Below are 16,788 nucleotides of genomic sequence, written 5' to 3'. Positions count from 1 at the left end.
TTCCATACAGCAATTAATAAAATAAAAACATAAGGGACGAGGGAATGACCGTACGAAGCGCTCTTGAAGTGGCGACCACCACCGATTCCGGCATGGTTCGTTCATTTAACGAGGATGCCATCGCCACCGAACTGGATCTGGGACTGGCCCTGGTGGCTGACGGGATGGGTGGCTACAAGGCGGGTGACGTTGCCAGCGGCATGGCGGCCTCGATCGTGCTGGAGGAGCTCAAACGCCGGCTGCAGACAAACGATCCGGATTTCCCCGCACTGATACTGCACGACGCCACCGAGAAAGCCAACCAAGCCATATACCAGGCAGCTCAGGCGAATCCTCAGTACCACGGCATGGGCACCACACTAGTGACCACCCTGTTCCACGACAATCATATTCATTTCACCCATGTCGGCGATGCGCGCCTCTATCGTCTGCGCCACGGCAAACTGACGGCGCTGACACAAGACCACTCCATCCTCCACGAACAAGTGGTTCAAGGCCTGATTTCTTCCGACGATGCAAAAACTTCCCACAACCGCAACCTGGTGACCCGGGCTCTAGGTGTCGAACCGGAAGTCGAGTACGAAACTCAGAAGCAGACGGTCGAAACAGGCGACCTTTACCTGCTTTGTTCGGATGGCTTGAACGACATGGTGGACGATGCCGATATCGAACTTGCACTCACCGCACTACAGGCCAATCTGCCCCTCACGGCACGACAACTGGTGATGATGGCGAACGACAATGGCGGCCATGACAACATTTCAGTGGTTCTGATCAAGATACTCGCGCCGTTCCCGGCCATCGAACCCAGCAAAGGGTTGATGGATCGTCTGTTCGGCTGGTTAAAGTAAGGGGCAAGCTCAATGGCAAAGCTGGTTTTAAGTCTGGATGGCGACGTACTCGGCTATCACTTCCTTGAACAAGGCCGCTTCAGTATTGGCCGCAAACCACACAACGACATGCAGATCGACGACTCGTCAGTCAGCAAGGAACACGCCGTAATCCTGACCGTCGGCCACGATCAGATACTGGAAGACCTGGGCAGCACCAACGGAACGCTGGTCAACGGAAATGTCATCAAGAAGCACATTTTGCAAAACAATGACGTGATCGAAATCGGGCGATACCAGATCAGGTACATGAACCAGAAAGCCCAGGTTGGGGTGGATTTCGACCGCACCATGATGATGGTCCCCCTCCGCAGACAAGGCAAAGGTCATGGCGACACCGAAACAAAGGTAGCCGAGCAGGTGGACACGGCGGTTTCCGTGGCCCGAGCGGCGAATGCGACCTTCCCGCTTGGGGGCGTCAAAGGCCTGGAGGGCACCCATGCCGGCCAGACCCTGGAGTTGAACCGCCCGCTGGCGACCTTCGGCAAAAGCGGAGTGCAAGTCGCCGTGATCAACCGCCGCCCACGCGGCTACACCATTACCCACGTGGAAGGCAGAAAACACCCGCTGGTAAACGGGCACCCGATCAGTGAAGAATCGTACACCCTGCAAGAGGGTGACGAGATCGAGGTAGGCGGTGAAAAACTCGAGTTTTTCTTGAAGCAGTAAAGCAGGTATCAGCAGACGACGATCTGGCCAGACACACCCCGGCTGTCGCCACCCATCAGATAGAGATACTGCGGCATGAGGCTTTCAGGTTCAGGCAATGATTCCTTTACCTCGCCGGGGTGGGTCTTGGTGCGCTGCGGTGACTGCACCGCCCCGGGAACAATCGCATTGAGGCGCAGGTTGGGGTAAAGCTCCAGTTCTTGCGCCCACATTTTCACCATCGTTTCCACGCCTGCCATGGACACTGCAAAACTGCCCCAAAACGCGGCAGGCGTGTGCCCATGCGTTTCAGAAGTCATGACCACGGAAGCGTCAGGCGCAGCCTTGAGCAGAGGCAGGCAGGCACGGGTCAGCGCAAAAGGCGCCAGCAGGTTGACCTTTATCGAGGCCTGCCATTGCTCCAGCGAGTGCGATTCCAGCGTGTGCAAGGTGTCGAGATGCGCGGCATTGTGCAAAATGCCGTCCAGACGCCCTAACTGGCCGCGTATGCCACCGGCGAACGACTCATAGTCCTTTTCCTCTGCGCTATACAGATCGAGGGGGAAGATTGCCGCCTGGGGGCCACCTGCCGCCTCAATTTCGTCGTACACCGCTTCGAGCTTCGCCACATTGCGGCCGTGCAGGATCACCGTCGCACCATGGGCAGCAAAAGCCAGCGCGGCGGTGCGACCGATGCCCTGGCCTGCGCCGGTGACGAGGACAACGCGATCCTGGAGCAAGTTTTTTGGGGCTTGATAATTTTTCATGGGAAATCCGTTCTATCCGAAGGCGGAATTATAGCGGATATCCAAATCCAGATTAAACTTCCCCCTCCGGGGTAGCCGAAATTTTGTGAATCGACAGGTCGGCGCCGTTAAATTCATCTTCCGGATCGAGGCGGATACCGACCAGCTTTCTGATCAGGCCATAGACGATAAAGCCGCCGGCTAGCGCGATCACGATTCCCAGCACGGTGCCGATCAGTTGCGCGCCAAAGCTCACGCCGCCCACGCCACCCAAAGCCTTGAGTCCGAAAATGCCCGCGGCGATGCCACCCCAGGCCCCACACAGGCCGTGCAGCGGCCACACGCCAAGCACATCGTCGATCTTCCATTTATTCTGCGTCTGCATGAACATGTAAACGAACATGCCACCCGCCACTACGCCGGTAATCAGGGCGCCGATGGGATGCATCAGGTCGGAGCCCGCACACACCGCAACCAAACCGGCCAGCGGGCCGTTATGCACAAAACCAGGGTCGTTCTTGCCGACGACCAGTGCAGCGATGGTACCGCCCACCATCGCCATGAGCGAGTTCACCGCCACCAGCCCGCTGATGGCGGAAAGGGTTTGCGCCGACATGACGTTGAAGCCGAACCATCCCACCGTCAGAATCCACGCGCCCAACGCCAGGAAGGGAATATTGGAAGGCGGATGCGCCGCCATCATGCCGTCCTTGTTATACCGTCCGCGCCGCGCGCCGAGCAGCAACACCGCGGGAAGCGCAATCCAGCCGCCCATGGCATGCACCACCACGGAGCCCGCAAAATCGTGGAACTCGGCGCCGAACGCTGCTTTCAACCATTCCTGAACGCCGTAATGATGGTTCCAGGCAATACCTTCGAAGAACGGGTAGACGAATCCGACCAGGATGAAAGTCGCCGCCAGTTGCGGATTGAATCTGGCGCGCTCCGCGATGCCGCCTGAAATGATGGCCGGGATTGCTGCGGCAAAAGTCAGCAGGAAGAAAAACTTGACCAGTTCGTAGCCGCCCCGCTGGATCAGGACGTCGGCGCCATCGGTGAAATGGATGCCATAGGCAATGCCGTAGCCGATGAAGAAATAAGCGATGGTGGAAATGGCGAAATCGCTGAGGATTTTCACCAGCGCGTTCACCTGGTTCTTCTTACGCACCGTACCCAGTTCAAGAAAGGCGAATCCGGCATGCATGGCCAGCACCATGATCGCCCCCAGCAGAATAAACAGGACGTCACCGCCTATCTTCAGGTCTTCCATATCTCTTTTCTCCAAAAATGTTCCGGCGCCATCAAGCAATATTTATTCCATATTTTATGTGCATTGTTTTATATATATATTTATATTACGCATGGATAGTTATCACAAGTAATGGCACCATATGAGTGCACATCATCACATTAGCGCACCACATCGGTTCGGACGCCCAGCCTTGTCAATACTGCTCCCCCTCCCCATACTTGCGACATGATCAAAATCTTCATCGCTCTGTGCCTGGCCTTTTCGGCATTGCCGGCGACGGCTTCCGATCTGGTGCGCGAAAAGCGGCTGGCTGACGAGATCGTGGACATGATCGTGGAGGGCGAGCCGGTGTGGCTCGAAGCGGGCCAACACGAATTCCTTGCCATCTATACCCCCACCGCCCAACGCCATCCGCGCGGAGCGGCCATCATCCTGCATGGACGCGGCATGCATCCTGACTGGGCTGACGTGGTATCACCCCTGCGCACGGCGCTGCCCGCGAGCGGATGGCACACCTTGTCGCTGCAAATGCCGGTATTGGCCAAGGAAGCCAAGTACAACGACTATGTACCGCTATTCCCTGAAGCCGGTCCGCGCATCGCTGCCGCCATCCGCTATCTGCGCGACACGGGAGTCACGCATATCGTGCTCATCGCCCACAGTTGCGGGGCTCATATGGCCATGCACTGGATCGCCCGGCACGGCGACAGGGATATCAATGCATATATAGGCATCGGCATGGGCGCCACCGATTACCAGCAACCGATGAAAGAAGCGTTTCCTCTAGCCGGCATGCATGTGCCGGTACTGGACATCTATGGCAGCGCCGAATTTCCTCAGGTATTGAAGATGGCGCCGGAGCGCCTGGACGCCATGCGCACGGCCGGCAACCCACAGTCGCGCCAAGTCGTCGTCAAAGGCGCCGACCACTATTTCCACGAACACAACGCCGAGCTGGTCATAGCCGTCAGCGAATGGCTCAACCAACTCAAATTCTAAGAAAAATCAATCATGCTCTATTCACTGCTACGCTCCATATTTTTCAAAATGGACGCCGAATCCGCCCACCATCTCGGCATGGAAGGCATGAAAACCGCTCAGCGCCTTGGACTGCTCAGCCTCCTCGCCGAACGAGTCCCGCCCAAGCCGCGCACGGTGATGGGCCTGGAATTTCCCAACCCGGTCGGCCTGGCGGCGGGACTGGACAAGAATGGCGCATACATCGACGCCCTGGCCGCACTGGGCTTCGGCTTCCTCGAAATCGGCACCGTCACGCCACGCCCCCAGCCCGGCAACCCCAAACCGCGCCTGTTCCGCATCCCGCCCGCCAACGCCATCATCAACCGCATGGGGTTCAACAACGACGGCGTGGACAAGCTGGTCGAAAACGTCGAAAACGCTAAATATCGCGGTGTTCTCGGCATCAACATCGGCAAGAACTTCGACACGCCGATCGAAAAAGCCGCCGACGACTACCTTACCTGCCTGCGCAAGGTGTATGCCCACGCCAGCTACGTCGCGATCAACATCTCGTCGCCCAACACCAAGAACCTGCGCCAGCTCCAGCAATCGAGCGAACTCGAAGCACTGCTCGACGCGCTGAAAAACGAGCAGGCCAGACTTGCACAGACACATGGCAAGCACGTGCCCCTGGCACTGAAGATTGCACCCGACCTGAGCACGGAAGAAATCATCCAGATCGCCGACTTGCTGTTGAAATACCGGATCGAGGCGGTGATCGCCACCAACACCACACTGTCGCGAGAAGGTGTGAGCGGCTTGCCGAACGGCGAGGAAGCCGGCGGTTTGAGCGGCGCACCGGTGCGTGCAAAATCAACCAGCGTGGTGAAACAACTGAGCTTGGCACTTGGAAACAAAATCCCCATCATCGGCGTGGGCGGCATCATGAACGGACTGGATGCCAAGGAAAAAATCATTGCCGGCGCCAGCCTGGTCCAGTTCTATAGCGGCTTCATATATCGCGGCCCGGCGCTGATCCGGGAAGCGTGCGAGGAAATCTGACCATGCGCATCGGCGTCCCCAAGGAAATAAAGGATCACGAATTTCGCGTCGGGCTGACCCCCGCCGGGGTGCGCGCACTGGTCGGCGCCGGTCATGAAGTTCACGTGCAGACCGGGGCGGGTTCGGCAATCGGTTTCGGCGATACGCTGTATGCCGAGTCCGGCGCCCGTATCGTCGGCACCGCGACCGAAGCCCTTGCCTGCCCCATGATCGTCAAGGTCAAGGAGCCCCAGTCTGCTGAAATTCCGCTGCTGCATGAAGGCCAGATCCTCTTCACCTACCTGCACCTCGCGGCCGATGCCGGGCTGACCGAACAACTGCTGCAGCACAAGATCATCGGTATCGCCTACGAAACCGTCACCGATGCCCAAGGCCGCCTCCCCCTGCTCACGCCGATGTCCGAAGTCGCCGGCCGCATCGCGCTTCAGGCCGGCGCCACCTCCCTGCAAATGAACCATGGCGGCAGCGGCGTGTTGCTCGGCGGCGTACCCGGTGTCGCGCCGGGCAAGGTGGTCATACTCGGCGCGGGCACGGTTGGCACTGAAGCCGCGAAAATGGCAATGGGGTCGGGTGCGGATGTGACGATCCTGGACCTGAACCTGAATCGGCTGCGCTATCTGGACGACGTGTTCGGCGGCCGCCTCAAGACGCATTATTCGCAAGCCAGCGCCATCGAGGCACTGGTCTCCGATGCCGACCTGGTGGTGGGATCAGTGCTGATCCCGGGGAAGCGCGCACCCAAGCTCATCAGCCGCGAACTGGTGGGCGCCATGCGTCCCGGATCGGTACTGGTGGACGTGGCCATCGACCAGGGCGGCTGCGCTGAAACCTCGCGTCCGACCACGCATTCAAGGCCGACCTACGTCGAGGCCGGCGTGGTGCACTATTGCGTCACCAACATGCCAGCCGCCTGCGCCCGCACCTCGACCCAGGCACTCACGCACGCCACCCTGCCCTACACGCTGAAACTAGCCAACCTCGGCTACCGGGAGGCCATGCGCCAGGATGCCGGCCTCCAGAATGGGCTCAACCTGCATCTGGGGCAGGTTACCCACCCGAGCGTGGCAGCCGACCTGGGCTACGACTACCAGCCCTTCAGCGCTTAAGTCTCATCCCCTTCCAGCACCTCCACCAGCACGTCCTGCTGCGGGTGCTCCAGCTCCACCGCCTCGATCTTGCGGAAGCGGTCGCTGATCTTCTTGCTGGTGGTATGCACTTCCAGCGCGTCGTCGTGGGCCAGGCGAATATGGTCTGCCAGCTTTTTCATGCGCGTGTCGAAGCGCTCGAACTCCTTGCCCAGCTTGTTCAAGGCGTCCTTGATAATGTGCACCTGCTTGCGCGTTTCCACGTCCTTCATCACCGCGCGCGCGGTATTCAACACCGCCATCATGGTCGTCGGCGAAACGATCCACACCCGTTTGCCCATGGCGTAATCCACCACTTCCGGGTGGTAGGCGTGGATTTCGGCGAACACCGCCTCGGCAGGAATGAACATCACCGCGCCATCTGAGGTTTCGTTAGCGATGATGTATTTGCTCGCGATGTCGTCCACGTGCTTCCTCACGTCCGCCTTGAACTGCTTCTGCGCCACGGCGCGCTCCAGTTCGCTGGTACCCGGCGTGAACATTCTGTGGTAATTCTCGAGCGGGAACTTGGAATCCACCCCCACCGTCCCGGTGGGCTCGGGCAGGAATAAGGCGCAATCCACACGGCTACCGTTGGATAGCGTGTATTGCATCGCGTACATGGTGGGCGGCAGGATATTGCGGATCAGGTTTTCCAGCTGCACCTCGCCGAACGCGCCGCGCGAGCGCTTGTCGCCCAGCAGCTCCTGCAGACTGACCACGTTGGTGGTGAGGCCGTCGATTTTCTTCTGCGCTTCGTCGATGGTCGCCAGCCGCGCCATGACATTGACGAACGTATCATTGGTTTTCTTGAAGCCCTCGTCCAGGCGCTCCGTCACCTTCCCGCTGATCTGCTCCAGCCGGCCGTCCACGGTCTTGCTCAGCCCCTCGATCGTGGCGACAAGCTGCTGCGTGCTGTTCTTCATGGTGGACTGGATCAACTCCTGGTCCGCCCGGCCCTGTTCGGCCAGAGTCTGCATGGTTTTGGCAATCACCTCGGCGCGCATCGCGTCCTGCTTGCTCTGCAACTGCACGTTCAGTTCTGCCAGCTGCTTCAACAACGCCTCGCGCGTCTGTGCCAGGCTGTCGTTCTGCGCTAGTTGCAGTGACTGCATCGCGTCACGGGTCAGCTTCAACTCGAGCGCAACAATTTCGCGCAGGCGCTCGGAGCTTTCCAGCAAGGCATGGTTCATGCGGTCGCCCTGTTTCGCCAAGCCATCATGCAGATCCGTCAGCATGGCGCGATGCTTCTCTTCCAAAACTTGTGAGAGATGGTCAGGAAGCTCGTGCTGCGAACGTGTCAACCCGCCGAGCTTGACCCCAACCCACAGCGAGGCCAGCAGAATGAAGATGATCAGAATGGCAATCAGAATTTCGAGCATGTTTTTCTCCCTGCGCGGGAGTATAGCGTAGAGCGCGGAGAAACAAGCTTACTCAGGCGTAATCATCGACCTGATGGCTTGGGTCATGGGGCTTTTCCGGCAGGGGCTGGGGCTTACGCTTGCCTGGTTTGCGCTTGTGGAGCTGATCTTCCCAATATTCCTGAGGTTGGGAGCTGCCATGATCGGAATGAATGGGAAGGGAATAATCCAGACCACCGACGGGTTCGGTGGCGGCAAAAATGGGGATTGAAATCGTGTAATGACGCTGTGGCGCAGGAAAAGGCATGATCTCTCCTAGCTTGGGCTTTAATTCCCGTAGGCGTCCAATAGCTTGCGTTCCGTGTTCATGCTGCCAAGCAAACCCTGCAACTCCCCGCGCCACGACTCAGCCAAAGATTGAGTTTCAGCATCGGCTTTGAGAATTGCGCCGATCAGATCGGCCAACTTCCGGGAAGGCCCATCCCCGAGGGTGACGCCACTGCAAACCCCACTTTTCAATTCGGTAACGATAGCGACACGCTTCTGTTCCTGCAGCGGCAATTCATTCCACTGCCCGCTACGCGCCAATTGCAGCATTTGGCTCGAAATTTGCGCTATTTTCTCATAGCGCTCTATAAGCCAGGTATCGCAGTTCACTATTACGCCTTGCCGTAGCTGATAGATGAACGCTGTGGCGCCGTATCCACCACAGGCGAGGGCGCTGCCGTTTGTGGCCGAGCTTCAATCGAATCCCACGCGCTTTTCAACTCATTCAACAATCGCGACACTTCATCCAGTCCCGCGACGTCATTCTTGAGATTCGCCATCAACAAACGATTACTCATATATTCGTATAAGGCTTTCAGGCTCTGCGCCAACTCACCACCGGCTTTTTCGTCCAGGCTTACGCTCAGGCCGTCGTCGATAATAGCAATCGCCTTGGAAATCGATGCGCCTTTGGCGGCAATATTACCTTGCTGCATGTGGAGGCGACCATGAGAAACAGCCAGAATCGCGCCGTCGAACAGCATGGAGATCAACTTATGCGGGCTGGCACTGGCGATGCTGGCCTCGACTCCCACTTGGGAGTAGGCATTCAGCGCGCCTCGAGACGTTGCAATCATACTAATCTCTCCCAAATTAAATATCAGGCAATCTTTGGCAAGTTTGCCAACTGTTGCGTCAGAAAATTACTGGTTTGCGTCATGCTACCGATAAGGGTATCCAGCGCAGTAAATTCCTTTCTATAGCGTGCTTCAATATCTGTTAAGCGACGGCTAATAGCTGCCTGCTGAGTGCCAATATCCTTAATACTACGATTAATCCCATCTGTGCGGCTACTTAGTGCCCCCTTGCTGTCCAGCAAGTTAGTCAGCCAATTATTGAGCTGGTAGGCATAACCCTGATAATAATTCACCGTTCCTCGGCTACCGGTAGCGCCCCCCGTAACCAGCATCTTGAGGCCATCCGCTGCGTTGCCCACCGCACCCGTCAGATATTGCCCTGAGCCAGCTGCCGCAGCCCCGTTAATGGTGCCCGCCACATCCACACCGACAGTCCCCACCGGAGCAGCACCCAACAGGTTTACTGCGCCCGTGCCGCCCACGCTGACATTCGATGCGGAGCCATAACGGTTTGAAGTTATGCTCAGAATTCCGCCCGTCTGGATAACGGCAACTGATATTCCGGCACCAGAAAATGCAGACGCACCATTTATTTTGGACTGTACCTCCGCCGCAAGAGTTGCAGCAGTATAAGTCCCGGCGGCGAGTGTGAGCGAAGCGCTTACGCCATCGATGGTGACATCCATCCCGTCGTTCGATGCCTGCGTTATGGTCAACCCGGCGACGGCTGAACCGGTGATGTTGCCACGACTCGCCAATTGGCTGACGTTCAGGGCATAACTTCCCGCCTTGGTGCTGGCAGTCGACCCGGAATAACTGACCAGACTGTCGCTTGCCTTGCCGATCGCCGAAAACACACCGGCGATGTCTGAAAAATTATTGTCAATCGCCGTTTGGAGTTTGGCGCTATCTACTGCCAGCGTACCGTCTTTCTGGAAACTCACCCCCACGTTGGACAGGGTGGTAAGCGCACTTCCACCCGCCAGGGGTGTATTCAGAATTGAGCGTAATTGATTGCGAATCGTACGCACCGTGGAATCGCCTTGCAGAATCGCGGCTTCCTTGGTGTCAGGGTTATAGGCGCTGACATCTTTCAAGGCTTTGCTTGCATCGTTATAAGCTTTAACAAAACCGTCTATTGCGGACCTGACCGAGGCCGTGTCACGCGCTACGGACAGCGTCGCAGTACCAATCTTCAGGGCCGTCAGCGTAACGCCGGGGATCACATCCGACACGTTGACACTCTGTTTGCTCACGAATACGCCATCCACCGTCATTTCGGTATTCTGCGCCGTAATGGTCTCGTGGAGATTTTGCGTCCCTGCGGGATCCTGTGATAGCAGAGAGGATATTGAAGCATCCCCGCTCACACTGATTTTGAGGCTGTTATCCTTGCCTGCCGCGTCTGCGCTCAGTACCAGGCGATAAGGCGATGTTCCTCCATCGTTGATGATCGATGCCTTAACGCCAATGTTGGCGCTATTGATGGCATCGCGAATTCCCGAGAGAGAGTTATTTGTGGAATCGATGGTGACAGTCTTGATACCGCTTCCATTGCTGGTAAAGGTCGAGCCGGCATAGGTTCCGCCCGTTCCGGTGGTCGAATTATATGCGGTAAAGGTGCCACCACTGACTGCGCCAAAATCGAATGTCAGGGTAGTGCTGGTTCCGGCACCGATGGATGTCGTGAGATCGTTTTGTCCGGCAGCCAGTAATTTCTGCGACTGGGCCAGCTTGCTGACATTCAGGGAATAGTTCCCCGCCGAAGCTATGCTGGTTGCTGAAGCCGAAACAATTGTCGTATCCGAGGAGGTTGCCTTGATGGCTGTAAATTTAGTGGCGTCGCTCAACCCCTGCACTGAGGTCTGGAAAGACGACAAGACACCCTTGAGTGTTCCATAAGCCGTCAACTGCGCCTGATAGCTCGCCTCCTTGGTAGCCAGTATGGTCAGAGGACGCTGCTCGATCTGCATCAACTGACTGACGATGCTATTGATGTCGAGGTTGGATCCGAGGCCGGGAGATGAAATTGCCATGATATTCTCCGCGAGAGTTAACAGTTAACGTGGAACAAAAACCGTACCAGGCACGGGATTAAGTGGTCAAGCTTTATCGCGCACCAACAATCCCTGAAGCTTATCAAGGGCCTTCGCAATAGCAATGACTTCCTTGGTTGGGATTTGCCGAATTACTTCCTTGCTTTCAACATCCATCACCTTGACGACATGAATACCGGTGTCCTCATCCACGGTAAACCTGAGGCCACTGCCGCTACTTGCTATCGTCTCATTGATTTTGGCGACCGACTGTTTCACCGATGCGGCATTTGCAGTATCACCGACGGCCTGCACAGCTTTGGTAGGCAATTCGACAACGGCTGCAGACGAGGCTTGCGAGACTTCGGGAGAGGGGGTGCGTTGCTGAGTGCTGGCATCACCCGACACCGATGGCGAATAACCACCAGAACTTATCTGAGTAATTTGCATCATGGTTCTCCTTAAAAGGAAAAATCTTGGCCATGAGTCCGCCCATGGCCAAGATTATTTTACGCTAAGCGACTCTTTTAACGCAGCAGGCTCAACACGTTGTTCGGCAAGGCGTTAGCCTGTGCCAACATAGCTGTACCAGCTTGTTGCAGAATCTGAGCACGTGTCAGGTTTGCAGTTTCCGCCGCGAAGTCCGCATCACGAATCCGGCTACGCGCAGAAGACATGTTCTCCGACGTCGTTTGCAGGTTGGTGATCGTTGCTTCGAAGCGATTCTGCAGAGCACCGTATGCGGAACGCTGACCGTTGATCGCTGTCAGCGCCATATCGGCGATGCGCAAGGCCTGGGTCGCGCCGGTAGCGGTTGTGATATCGATGGTCGAGACAGCCTGCAGGGAAGCAGCCACCGTTCCACTTGCTGCCAGTGCCGTGCCAAATGCGCCAGAGGTCAGTGCCGCGCCGGTGCTGACCAGCGAGTACGACTTGTCGGAATCCAGGTTAACCTGGCCACCAATAGTCAGGTTGCCGGCGGTGGTAGCTGCCAGCGTCACGCCACCGGCCGTCACACTACCCGCTGCCGCTGCAGTATCCGCTGCCGTCAGGTTGATGTTATAGCCGTCAGACTGGGTCAGAACGATGCCGGTTGCACCGGTATTCAGCTTGGCGGTAACGCCCGTTTGTCCAGCTGCGTTGTTGAACGCCGTCACGGCCTGGGACAGGTTGTCCGCGCCAGTCGTACCGGAGATCGCGAAGGACACGGTTGCAGCCGTCGTAGTATTGGAGCCGTACACGCTCAGAGAGTAGCTGCCGGACGCGCCGAGAGCCAGTGTGGTTTCCGTGAAAGCAGCAGCGCTAACGCCGGTTTGGCTTTGCGCATTGACCGCAATGGCGACATCACGTGCCGAAGCGGAAGTTGCCAGGGTGCCGGTGGCGCCACTAGCAGCTGCGCCCTTGACGGTAATACCGCCAGCAGTGGAGACCACTGCGCCGGTTGCGCCGGTACCGGTAACGTTGGTGCTCGATGCTGCTACAGAGCGGGTACCTTGTTTGCCCACTTCGAAAGCACCGTACTGGGTGGTCAGGAAGTTGGTGGTGGTCGCGGTAATTGTCTGGTTGGCGTTGGCGCCGACTTGATACACGGCGGAACCAAAAGTGCCGTCGAATAGCTTTTGTCCGTTGAATTCGGTCGTGCTGGCGAAGCGGCCCAGTTCCTGGTTCAGTTGCGTGGCTTCCTGATTGAGCGCCTGGCGGTCGGATGCGGTATTGGTCGCGTTGGCGGCCTGCACTGCCAGTTCGCGGATACGCTGCATCAGGTTACCCATCTGCTCCATCGAACCTTCAGCCGTCTGGGCAAGGGACACACCGTCGTTTGCATTGCGACGTGCCTGATCCAGGCCGCGAATCTGGGTGGTGAAACGCTCGGAAATCGCCAGACCTGCTGCATCGTCCTTTGCGGAGTTGATGCGCAGACCGGAAGACAGGCGCTGCAGGGACTGGGTAAGCGCGCCCTGGCTGGAATTGAGTTGACGTTGCGTGTTGAGCGACGGAACGTTGGTGTTGATCGTTAGTGCCATGATGCTCTCCTTAGTAATGCCAAAAAGGTTAAACCCACTTCGAAGCCGGGTGAACCTGCCTGTTGGGGCGGGCCCTCTTCAGTCCTCTTGTTTTGGTTAGCGGCACCAGATTCGAGAACTTTAAGGCTTTTTTGCCATGACTTTCGATGAGCGTCATAGCATCCAGGCCGCCTGCCACACATCCAGGTGGTCTTCCAGCATCCAGCGCGACAGCACATGCTCCCGCAGGGCATCCCCGCGGCGTGCGTTCTGTTCAGCGTCGGCAAGATGTCCGCGTATCGCGCCCACCCAGTCCTCGACATGATTTGCCACCCGCGTAACGGGGTAATCGCCCTGATAGGGACGAATGTCCGTTGCGATTACCGGATAGCCCAGCACACCGTATTCCAGCAACTTGAGGTGACTTTTGCATTCATTGAAAGGATGCTGCTCCAGCGGCGCCAGCGCCAGGTCAAGATTGAGGCTGGCCAGTTTGGCGGGATAGTCGTCCAGTTCCACGCCGGCATGATATTCATGCAAACAGGGGCGAATTTCATCGGTGCACATGCCGAAAAACACCCATTCAACTTCGTCGGCAAGCACCTTGACTACCTCGGTTATCACATCCAGGTCACCGGTATGGCTATTCCCGCCAGACCAGCCCACACGGGGCTTTCGCCCTGCACCGCGTAGAGGAGCCAGTCCTTTCCAGCGTGCGCCTTCCAGATAGTTGGGAGCCACCCGTATATCGCCATGAAGGTGGCGGTAGGCTTCTGCCAGCGCATCAGTGGAGACCACGAAGCGATCGCATATGGCCAGCGCCTCCTTGAGCCAGTGCCCCACATCTGTCGGCATAAAAGGACGCAAAGCACTCTTGGCCGGCATATCGGTGATCAGGTCATCCAGTTCGAACACGCGGAATGCCCCGGCGTAACGCTGATAACGCCGGATCGCATCGACCTGGTGCTCATATACCTGGCGCTGCATCACGATCACGTCCGGCGCCACGCGTGCCATTTCGACCGGCGACAAAGTTGCTCTGCTGGTAATGACCTGCGCCTGAAGGGTTTGGTTCAACATCCTGGCCGGTGCGGAAATACGATATTCGCCACTGCCGGTATCGTCGGCGGGATTCACCAACACACGCGGCAGAGGTTTCCAGGGGTAAGGGTCATAGCTGAGACACGCCAAGGTTTCAACGGCAAACCCGTGGCGCAGACTCAGGTTGGGGTTGTACGCGGGATCACGCGCCATCTTCGACAGCCAGCGGGCGTAAAAGGCGCCCCAGTCAGCTGGAGCATTGCCAGCCAATGCCTGACCAGAATGCAACAGGCTGACGAAAGGCGTCCATTCCAGCCGGTCCACGCCCTGGGTCAGACGTAAGCTCAAATCGGCCGCGGCCAGATCCCCGACAAAGTGAGCGTCGAACCCCCCGGAAGCTGCAAACACGCCATGCCGGATCACCAGGCATGCCTCCGGCAGGGCGGAGAAGTTCTGCGCCACCAAAGCGCGCCCGTAATAGCCGGGATATTCCAGCGCCTCATCGGAAAACGGGCTGCTTACCGGCCGGTTATCGAGACCCAGGATTGCGCCAGCCTGATGCACTTTCCCGTCCGGCTTGAGCAGACGTGGGCCGACAGCTGCCACACCGGACTGGTTGGCCCGTCCCAGCAACTCCTCCAGCCAGTCAGCCTGCATGATGGCGCAAGACGAATGCAAAAACACCAGGAACTCACCCAGCGACTCAGCCGCCAGGCGATTACGCGCCTCGGACCAGGCAAGCGCTTCGTCCGCCACGACGGCCCTGATGCGCGGCTCCCCGAGCCCGCCCAAGGCAGCGACATAGACGCGCACGTCCTCCCCTGCCGCCGCGTCGGCCAGCACCACCAATTCGTAATTTGGCCACGCCGTCTGTTCGAGGACGCTCTCCACGCATCGCTGCAAGTGCGCCAGATTGCTGTCGGCCACGATCAGCACAGAGGCTGACACTTCCGGTGCAACCCGGTAACGCACACGATAGCTCGCGGGGAAAACGCCATGCACCACATCCGCCCCGACGCCCTGCCGCTCGAGATGCGCAGCCAAGGCGGCACGCCCCTTCTCGACCAATGCGGATACCGGCAAATTGCAGTGCCCGCCATCCGTCAAGCGGTGATAGAGCAAATCGGCGACATGCCCGAATGCCGCGGCCCCTGCCTGTTCAAGCACGCGGAGCACCAGATCGTATTCTTCCACGCCGAGGAACCTGCTGTCGAAACCACCCAGCCGCCTGAACAGCCTCTGGTCGATCAGCGACAGCCCCCCAACATAAGGATAGCTGCGCAGCAAAGCGGGGTTGAAGTCAGGTTTGAAGTGAGGAAGGTCGCGTGCGCCGGCATTGTTGATTCGATCTTCATCGGAATACACCATCCGCCAGTCGGGATGGGACAACGCCGCCTCGGCCAGCGCAAAAAAGGCATGCGGGGCGAACTGGTCGCCGCCATCGGCAACCCCAACCCAGTCCGCATCGAATTCACTCAATACCCGGTTGGCCTCCAATAACAGATCGTCACCCGCCACATGCCAGCACAGGCGATCGTTATCCCGCCATTCTGCCGATGGCGCGAAAGGCGCGACCACGGTCACGCGCGCCGGCATATGGTATTGACACGCAAGCGAGCCGATGCTGGCCGCCAGCAGCCGGTCGTTAGGCTGCGACACCAGCAAAGCCAGGTGAATGCGCGGGGAGCGGAGCCAGGAGTGGATACGCTGCTCGCAAAGCGCCTTGTGTTCGACCGTCGGTCGATGTTGGTCCTGCCATAAGTGATAGCCGGTCTTCAGCTGTTCGCTTTGCGACGGCACATATATTTCGGTATCAATGCCCGCCAGCGCCTTGGGCTCGGCGGGTCTCTGTTTGTACGCCGTCGCCCACAACGCATAATGCCCATCGCGTTGCACCATCACCTCGGCGAATCCCGCCGCAATCAGGGCCCAGTACAGGGTTTTGGCGGTGAAACCGGTACGGTGACACATGAAATCGTTGCCGGACTGGGTTTCCGCACGCCAGCCATAAATCATGTCGTGTGCGGCGATCGGCCCACCGGGAGAGTAATAAGCCACATCGTCCAGCTTGTCCGCCACCACCAGCCCGGCGATAGCCTGAAGGTCAGGCAAGGTAATCAGTGCAAAACCACCCGGTTTAAGCACCCTCAGGAACTCGCGCAATGCGGTCGGTACCTGATGGGGAAACAGATGTTCGACGTTGTGGCTGGACCATACGGCATCCATGGAGCCGGAAGGAACAACGCGCATATCGGTAAGCGAAGCAACGATATCCGGGTTGAGATCAGGATCGATATCAAGGCGAATTTCGCGCCACTCATCGCGCTTGAAATGGGGATGAAAAGTCAGCTCGCTAACCGGTCCGCAACCGACGTGCAAAACGATTTTTTTGTTATCAACCATCCAGTTTCTCCGGTATGCTTACAGCCTATGATCTGCCCACAACGATTTCGACAAGTCGCCGCACACCCGCTTCCAGCCGGTGCGCCAGCGCATTGGGGATACTACAATAAAAACCCGTTGCCCCGAAAATTTGTTCAC

15 protein-coding genes are annotated in these 16,788 nt (G+C 58.0%); 5 read left to right on the top strand and 10 right to left on the bottom strand.

Annotation, left to right across the window (positions count from 1 at the left end; genetic code table 11):
* Positions 1-44: 44 nt before the first annotated feature.
* Positions 45-851: a Stp1/IreP family PP2C-type Ser/Thr phosphatase gene (locus SKTS_RS09345; protein ID WP_173063721.1), complete on the top strand. Its 807-nt coding sequence runs from the start codon at positions 45-47 to the stop codon at positions 849-851.
* A gap of 12 nt (positions 852-863) precedes the next feature.
* Positions 864-1,559 (top strand): FHA domain-containing protein, encoded by a 696-nt coding sequence (locus SKTS_RS09340; RefSeq protein WP_173063718.1) that lies wholly within the window; start codon positions 864-866, stop codon positions 1,557-1,559.
* An 8-nt stretch (positions 1,560-1,567) separates the two neighbouring features.
* Here the strand turns inward: SKTS_RS09340 and SKTS_RS09335 are convergent, their stop codons facing one another.
* Both SKTS_RS09335 and SKTS_RS09330 read right to left on the bottom strand, forming a co-directional pair.
* The gene (locus tag SKTS_RS09335) at positions 1,568-2,305 is read right to left on the bottom strand and encodes a YciK family oxidoreductase (RefSeq protein WP_173063715.1); all 738 of its coding nucleotides are present in this window, start codon (positions 2,303-2,305) and stop codon (positions 1,568-1,570) included.
* A gap of 52 nt (positions 2,306-2,357) precedes the next feature.
* Positions 2,358-3,554, bottom strand: a complete 1,197-nt coding sequence (locus SKTS_RS09330) for an ammonium transporter (protein WP_173063712.1) — start codon at positions 3,552-3,554, stop codon at positions 2,358-2,360.
* 207 nt (positions 3,555-3,761) lie between these two features.
* Here SKTS_RS09330 and SKTS_RS09325 point away from each other — a divergent pair, with 207 nt between their 5' ends.
* From SKTS_RS09325 to ald, 3 genes are read left to right on the top strand one after another with little or no spacing between them, the layout of a single operon-like run.
* On the top strand, positions 3,762-4,535 hold the full coding sequence (locus SKTS_RS09325; protein ID WP_173063709.1) for a DUF3530 family protein: 774 nt from the start codon (positions 3,762-3,764) through the stop codon (positions 4,533-4,535).
* Positions 4,536-4,544: 9 nt separating this feature from the next.
* Positions 4,545-5,558, top strand: coding sequence for a quinone-dependent dihydroorotate dehydrogenase (locus tag SKTS_RS09320; protein ID WP_425315643.1), 1,014 nt, complete (start codon positions 4,545-4,547; stop codon positions 5,556-5,558).
* A 2-nt stretch (positions 5,559-5,560) separates the two neighbouring features.
* The gene (ald, locus tag SKTS_RS09315) at positions 5,561-6,664 is read left to right on the top strand and encodes an alanine dehydrogenase (RefSeq protein ID WP_173063703.1); all 1,104 of its coding nucleotides are present in this window, start codon (positions 5,561-5,563) and stop codon (positions 6,662-6,664) included.
* Here ald and SKTS_RS09310 read toward each other — a convergent pair.
* The 8 genes from SKTS_RS09310 to SKTS_RS09275 all read right to left on the bottom strand — a co-directional run bounded on the left by SKTS_RS09310 (position 6,661) and on the right by SKTS_RS09275 (position 16,650).
* A complete protein-coding gene (locus SKTS_RS09310; RefSeq protein ID WP_173063700.1) occupies positions 6,661-8,064 on the bottom strand; it encodes a DNA recombination protein RmuC in 1,404 nt (467 codons plus the stop codon). The two genes, ald and SKTS_RS09310, sit on opposite strands and share 4 nt — an antisense overlap.
* Positions 8,065-8,116: 52 nt before the next feature.
* Positions 8,117-8,350 (bottom strand): hypothetical protein, encoded by a 234-nt coding sequence (locus tag SKTS_RS09305; protein WP_173063697.1) that lies wholly within the window; start codon positions 8,348-8,350, stop codon positions 8,117-8,119.
* A gap of 20 nt (positions 8,351-8,370) precedes the next feature.
* Positions 8,371-8,700, bottom strand: a complete 330-nt coding sequence (locus tag SKTS_RS09300; protein WP_173063694.1) for a flagellar protein FliT — start codon at positions 8,698-8,700, stop codon at positions 8,371-8,373.
* 2 nt (positions 8,701-8,702) lie between these two features.
* Positions 8,703-9,167: a flagellar export chaperone FliS gene (fliS, locus tag SKTS_RS09295; RefSeq protein WP_173063691.1), complete on the bottom strand. Its 465-nt coding sequence runs from the start codon at positions 9,165-9,167 to the stop codon at positions 8,703-8,705.
* A gap of 23 nt (positions 9,168-9,190) precedes the next feature.
* Entirely contained in the window at positions 9,191-11,203 is a 2,013-nt protein-coding gene (gene fliD / locus SKTS_RS09290; protein ID WP_173063688.1) for a flagellar filament capping protein FliD, read from the bottom strand.
* A 66-nt stretch (positions 11,204-11,269) separates the two neighbouring features.
* On the bottom strand, positions 11,270-11,656 hold the full coding sequence (locus SKTS_RS09285; RefSeq protein ID WP_173063685.1) for a flagellar protein FlaG: 387 nt from the start codon (positions 11,654-11,656) through the stop codon (positions 11,270-11,272).
* A 74-nt stretch (positions 11,657-11,730) separates the two neighbouring features.
* Entirely contained in the window at positions 11,731-13,227 is a 1,497-nt protein-coding gene (locus tag SKTS_RS09280; RefSeq protein WP_173063682.1) for a flagellin N-terminal helical domain-containing protein, read from the bottom strand.
* Between the two features lie 153 nt (positions 13,228-13,380).
* Positions 13,381-16,650, bottom strand: a complete 3,270-nt coding sequence (locus tag SKTS_RS09275) for a glycosyltransferase (protein ID WP_173063678.1) — start codon at positions 16,648-16,650, stop codon at positions 13,381-13,383.
* Positions 16,651-16,788: the final 138 nt, after the last annotated feature.

The organism is Sulfurimicrobium lacus (genome assembly GCF_011764585.1).
GTDB lineage: Bacteria > Pseudomonadota > Gammaproteobacteria > Burkholderiales > Sulfuricellaceae > Sulfurimicrobium > Sulfurimicrobium lacus.
Note: the sequence above shows the minus strand (reverse complement) of the source record. Positions and strands in the feature narration are given on the sequence as shown.